The sequence below is a fragment of the bacterium genome (genome assembly GCA_024224155.1).
Taxonomy (GTDB): Bacteria; Acidobacteriota; Thermoanaerobaculia; order Multivoradales; family JAHEKO01; genus CALZIK01.
Map to the genome: position 1 here is coordinate 1 of JAAENP010000062.1, position 4,563 is coordinate 4,563.

Genomic DNA, 4,563 nt, shown 5'->3' on the forward strand with positions numbered 1-4,563 from the left:
ACCGCGGCGCCGCCACCGGTCCCCGCGTGATTCTCGCGCAAAACGACGTGGTCGAGAGTGACCTTGGCCGTGGCTGCCGCCGTCAAGGCCCGAACCGAGACGCCGCCACCGTAGGGACTGCCCGAGGCCGTGCCGTCGCGAATCGTCAATGACTCCAGGCGTACATGAGCCGAGCCGGTGGCGGGCTGAACGACGATCGCGGTTCCGCTGTCGTCTGGGTCGATGCGGGTCCCCGCAGGATCGAGGTTCCGCCAACCGAAGGAGGCGGTCCAGCCGCCTTCGATCGTCAGGTCAATCCCGGTGAGTACCTGAAGGGTCTCTGAGTAGAAGCCGTCGTGGACACGGATGGTATCTCCGGAAAGGGATTGGGACACCGCGTAGCCGATCGTGTGGCAAGGCGCGGAAGAGCTGGTACATGCACCGGCATCGGTGCCCGGGTGCTTGACGTACCGGACGGTGGCGTCACCGGCCGTCGCGCCACCCACGACAATGAGCACCGAAGCGAGGTAGCGGAGATTCCGCATAACAGGACTCCTTCAGTACGGGGGCGAACCCTTTGAAAGGGTACGCCCGCCCCGGATCTCCGCGCCCCGCCTTTCGGGGTAGGTCTCGACTTACGCCGTGACAAAAACCCAAGCCATGAAGGCCGCGACCCGCGTCCCAACTCGTTGAGCGAAAACGCGGTCTCAAGGCCCGCCTCGTCTACTCGGTGGTGATGCTGGTACTCAAGTACCCCATTCCCGTGAAGATTCCGTCGCCCCGGATGGGCCCGCAAGGCGATCGTTCGCTGGCCGAGCTGCGGCGCGAATGGGACGAGAATCAGCAGTGGCTGGGGGCCTATGCCGCGGGTCTCGTTCGTGACGGCGTCGCCAAGGCCGTCTTCGTTCACCCGGTCGCGGGCCCGATGACCGTGACCCAGGCGGTCGCGATGGATCAGCTTCATCTGGATAGGCATATTCGGCAGATCCGGAGGCGTCAGTACCTGATGGGCTGAGCGGCAGCGGCCGTCGTACAATCCATCTCGCATGCCGGATCAACTCCTCGAGGGTGCCGTCTTCTACGTCGTCTTCCTCTTCGCGGTCACCCTCCACGAAGCCGCCCATGCCTGGGCCGCGAAGCTCGGTGGTGACCTGACTGCCTACTACGGCGGCCAGGTCTCGCTCGATCCCATTCCGCACATCCGGCGCGAGCCCTTCGGGATGGTCATCTTGCCGATCCTGAGCGTGATTCTGACCGGGTGGCCGTTCGGCTTCGCCAGCGCGCCCTACGACCCGGACTGGGCTCGGCGTCACCCAAAGCGGGCTGGATGGATGGCCCTCGCCGGGCCCGGAGCCAATCTTCTGCTCGTGCTCGTCGCGGCGGCCATCATCTCGGTGGGCGTCAAGACGTCTGTTTTCACGGCCCCCTCGTCGGTCTTCTTCTCCCAGGTCACCGAGGCCGCGAGCGCGGGCCCGGCCCAGGCCGTCGCATTCGTTCTTAGCGTCTTCTTTTCGCTCAACCTGGTGCTCTTACTTCTCAACCTCATCCCCGTCCCGCCCCTCGACGGCTACGGCGCCCTGGCACTCGTCCTCCCCCGGTCCGCCCTCGAGGCCTACCAGGGCTTCAGCCGGCAGCCCATGATCGGCTGGGTCGGAATCCTGGTGGCCTGGAAGCTCTTCGGCTCCCTCTACCATCCGGTGTTTCTGTTCGCGGTGAATCTCCTCTACCCTGGCGCCCAATACGGGTAGAGCCGATGGCTCTGGACTCGGATCTTCGCCGTGTGGCTCGGGATAGCAATCCTGATGATTCTCCACGGCGCACTGCGCGAGGCGCTCGCCACGCCAGCCCTGGGCGCGGCTCCTGCGCGACTACAATGCCCTTGCCGGTCGGCTCTGGGTGCTCGTGCTGTTGACGACGCTCTTGGGACCGTGGCTGGCGGGTCGGTTACGGGATTTCTTCTCGACTGGAGCGACACAATGACTCAATCCAAGAAACTGGCTTTCTTCTACGGCTCCTACATCAACCGATCCGTGCTGCGGGAGGTGGATCTGGTTCCCGACCGATTCGAGGTTGCGCGCCTGGACGACTACGACATCTCGATCCGCCCGCTCGCCAACGTTTTCGAGTCCAAGGGCCAAACGGTCTGGGGCGTCGTGGCTTCGGCGGGCGACCAAGAGCTCGAGCGACTCTACGCTCACGCCCTGGAAGTTCTCGGAGGCATCTACCTGCCCCGCCTGGTTCCGGTCTCGACGGGCTCGGAGACCATCGAAGCGGCCCTCTGCTACGTCGCGGATTCGCTTCCCGAGGCGCCAGCGAGCGCGGACTACGTTCATCGCATCCTTGCGCCGGCACGAGAGCTGGGGTTCCCGGAGGAGTACATCGAGCGGCTGGAGTCGTTTCTGCCGCCAGAAGACGAAAGCAACGGAACGTGAACAACCCGCGAGGCCTCGTCTGGCTCGGCTCGGTCGTCCTCGCAGCCACGGCGGCGTTCCACGGCAGCGGATACGTCGACGTCACGAGCACGGTGGCGGAATCGAACATCGAGGGCATGCTCTCGGGCGCCATCGGCGGGTTGTGGCTCTACCCTTCGGTTCACTGGCTGTTCATCGCGGTACTCGCCATAGTGGCGGTACAGGTCGCCTCGCGCCTAACGCCCTGGATCCTCGGGCTCGCGGCGGTGATTCTGGCGGCGGACGCCATAGTGTTACTCGTCCACGTCGGGCCCTTCGTGGGTGAGGCGATGCTCGGGGCAGCCGCGCTGGCTTATGCAGGCGGGGCCCGGCTGGCTCGCGGCCACTCCTAGGCCGCCCCACGGCTAGAATCGGCGCATGAAGCGCATAGCCACAATTCTGCTTTGCCTGCTGGCTACTGGCCTGGCGGCTCAGGAAACCGTTCAGATCCGATTCTCACTCGAGAGCATCGGAGTGATCAGGAGAGCCGGTCAGGAGGCGCCCATCGGTACCGCCTTTGTCGTCGGCGAAAAGCGCTCGCTAGTGACCGCGGACCATGTGGTCGACAATGCCGGCTCGTACACGTTCCAGGCGGTTCAGGAAGGCTCGAAACAGCTCGAGCTGAAGGTCCGCTATCGGATTCCCAGATACGACCTGGCCGTGCTGGACCTCGCCGATCCCGAGGGCGCGCTCTCCGGCCGCCCCTTCAAGGCCGGGGACTTCCGGCGCCTTCGACCCGGTGACACAGTTGTGTATCTCGGCTGGAACGCCCCGAGCGGCAGAGTCGCCATCCGCGAGGCCGTCATCTCCGCGATCGGCGAAGTCGACTACCAGGGCAACATCGTCGACTTCATCGAGTTCATCGGCGAGGGGATCCCGGGCTTCTCGGGCGGACCTGTGCTGGATCTGGATGGGAACGTGGTGGCGATGATGCACGAAGCGTGGACGAAGCGGGGCGTGAAGGGCGGGAGGACCGTGCTGGTCAACCGGGCGTTCTCGGTGGAGGTATTCGCGGAGATCGAGAGGGAGGTTGTGAGGGGATAGAACCCTGTTGCGGCTGAATCTAACCGTCGAGGATTGGTTCCGCATAACGGCCTAACTGCTGCGTGAGTGTTTAACCTCCTGTGACCGTCGGCTACCGCGGTGCCTGGTGTGTCCGTGACCGTAGCTTCCAGGAATAATGGTCTCCATCCAGTACTGTGCGTGAAAGGCCGGCCGCGTGCCTCTTGCTCGCGAGCGATCAGCCCGAGTCTTCGAGGGCGCGAGCGAGAAGAGCGCACCGGCCGCCTTCAATCGGTAGGCGGAACCACATAGGGTCGGTCGTCAGGTAGGAGGGATCCTTCGCTGCGCTCAGGATGACAGGGAGAAGGAGCGCGGCGGGCGAAGCCCGGCGCCGCCTCGCGCAAAACCAATCGGGAGGGGACACCAAGGAATGGTGTCCCCGATCTCTGTTACGATTCTCCTTTCGATATTCCTGGAATCACCACGAAGGAGGAGATTCATGCGGAACTTCCTGTTCGTAACCTCGGCATGCCTGGCGCTCGCCCTCGCCTGCGCGCCTGCACCGGAGCCCCCGGCCCCCGAGCCCGAGATCGACCTCGAAGCCGAGCGAGCCTCATTGATGGCGGCCGACCGGGCCTGGAACGAGGCCTACTCCACCAGCGAGAACCCGGCCGAGGTCTTTGCGCTGAACGTAATCGATGGTGCCTATCTGCTCCCTCCAGGGGCCCCGATGGCGAAGGGACGAGAGGCCATCCGCGAGGTCATCGCTGGACTCGAGGCAATGGACGGGTTCTCGGTGACCTGGGCACCGTCGGACGCAGTGGTGAGCGAGGGTGCCGATCTCGGCTACACGATCGGTAGCTATGAGATGACGATGCCTTCGGAAGCCGGCCCGGCCAAGATCACGGGGAAGTACTTGACGGTGTGGCAGAAACAGGACGACGGGTCCTGGATGGTGTCGGCGGACATGTTCAACGCCAACGGGCCGCCGGAGGCTGGGGGGGAGTAGGTACGCAGGCCGTCGGGACTGCCCACGGCGTCGAAAACCAGCCGGAGGGGACACGAAGGAATCGTGTCCCCGAAGGCACCGGCCGCATACCTCTCGGAGTGAGCCTCTAGCGAAGGAAGAGAG

The 4,563-nt window shown here is 64.7% G+C and carries 7 protein-coding genes; 6 read left to right on the forward strand and 1 reads right to left on the reverse strand.

Features of this window, described 5'->3' with window-relative positions:
• On the reverse strand, positions 1–524 hold a 524-nt coding region (locus GY769_03970), incomplete at its 3' end, for a hypothetical protein (protein MCP4201071.1).
• Positions 525–715: 191 nt separating this feature from the next.
• Here GY769_03970 and GY769_03975 point away from each other — a divergent pair.
• The 6 genes from GY769_03975 to GY769_04000 all read left to right on the forward strand — a co-directional run bounded on the left by GY769_03975 (position 716) and on the right by GY769_04000 (position 4,440).
• Positions 716–994, forward strand: a complete 279-nt coding sequence (locus tag GY769_03975; GenBank protein ID MCP4201072.1) for a DinB family protein — start codon at positions 716–718, stop codon at positions 992–994.
• 31 nt (positions 995–1,025) lie between these two features.
• Positions 1,026–1,727 carry a site-2 protease family protein gene (locus tag GY769_03980; protein ID MCP4201073.1) on the forward strand — a complete coding sequence of 234 codons (702 nt, stop codon included), beginning with the start codon at positions 1,026–1,028 and terminating at the stop codon, positions 1,725–1,727.
• Positions 1,728–1,955: 228 nt separating this feature from the next.
• Positions 1,956–2,411: a gamma-glutamylcyclotransferase gene (locus GY769_03985; GenBank protein ID MCP4201074.1), complete on the forward strand. Its 456-nt coding sequence runs from the start codon at positions 1,956–1,958 to the stop codon at positions 2,409–2,411.
• Complete coding sequence (locus GY769_03990) at positions 2,408–2,782, forward strand: hypothetical protein (protein ID MCP4201075.1); 375 nt, start codon at positions 2,408–2,410, stop codon at positions 2,780–2,782. The genes GY769_03985 and GY769_03990 overlap by 4 nt, the downstream gene beginning before the upstream one ends.
• A gap of 25 nt (positions 2,783–2,807) precedes the next feature.
• Positions 2,808–3,473, forward strand: a complete 666-nt coding sequence (locus tag GY769_03995) for a trypsin-like peptidase domain-containing protein (protein MCP4201076.1) — start codon at positions 2,808–2,810, stop codon at positions 3,471–3,473.
• A gap of 457 nt (positions 3,474–3,930) precedes the next feature.
• Positions 3,931–4,440 carry a DUF4440 domain-containing protein gene (locus GY769_04000; GenBank protein ID MCP4201077.1) on the forward strand — a complete coding sequence of 170 codons (510 nt, stop codon included), beginning with the start codon at positions 3,931–3,933 and terminating at the stop codon, positions 4,438–4,440.
• Positions 4,441–4,563: the final 123 nt, after the last annotated feature.

What these genes read in the sequence shown, in the direction of transcription:
- GY769_03975 (MCP4201072.1), top strand. Translation starts at nt 716, where the DNA reads ATGCTGGTACTCAAGTACCCCATTCCCGTGAAGATTCCGTCGCCCCGG.
- GY769_03980 (MCP4201073.1), top strand. Translation starts at nt 1,026, where the DNA reads ATGCCGGATCAACTCCTCGAGGGTGCCGTCTTCTACGTCGTCTTCCTC.
- GY769_03985 (MCP4201074.1), top strand. Translation starts at nt 1,956, where the DNA reads ATGACTCAATCCAAGAAACTGGCTTTCTTCTACGGCTCCTACATCAAC.
- GY769_03995 (MCP4201076.1), top strand. Translation starts at nt 2,808, where the DNA reads ATGAAGCGCATAGCCACAATTCTGCTTTGCCTGCTGGCTACTGGCCTG.
- GY769_04000 (MCP4201077.1), top strand. Translation starts at nt 3,931, where the DNA reads ATGCGGAACTTCCTGTTCGTAACCTCGGCATGCCTGGCGCTCGCCCTC.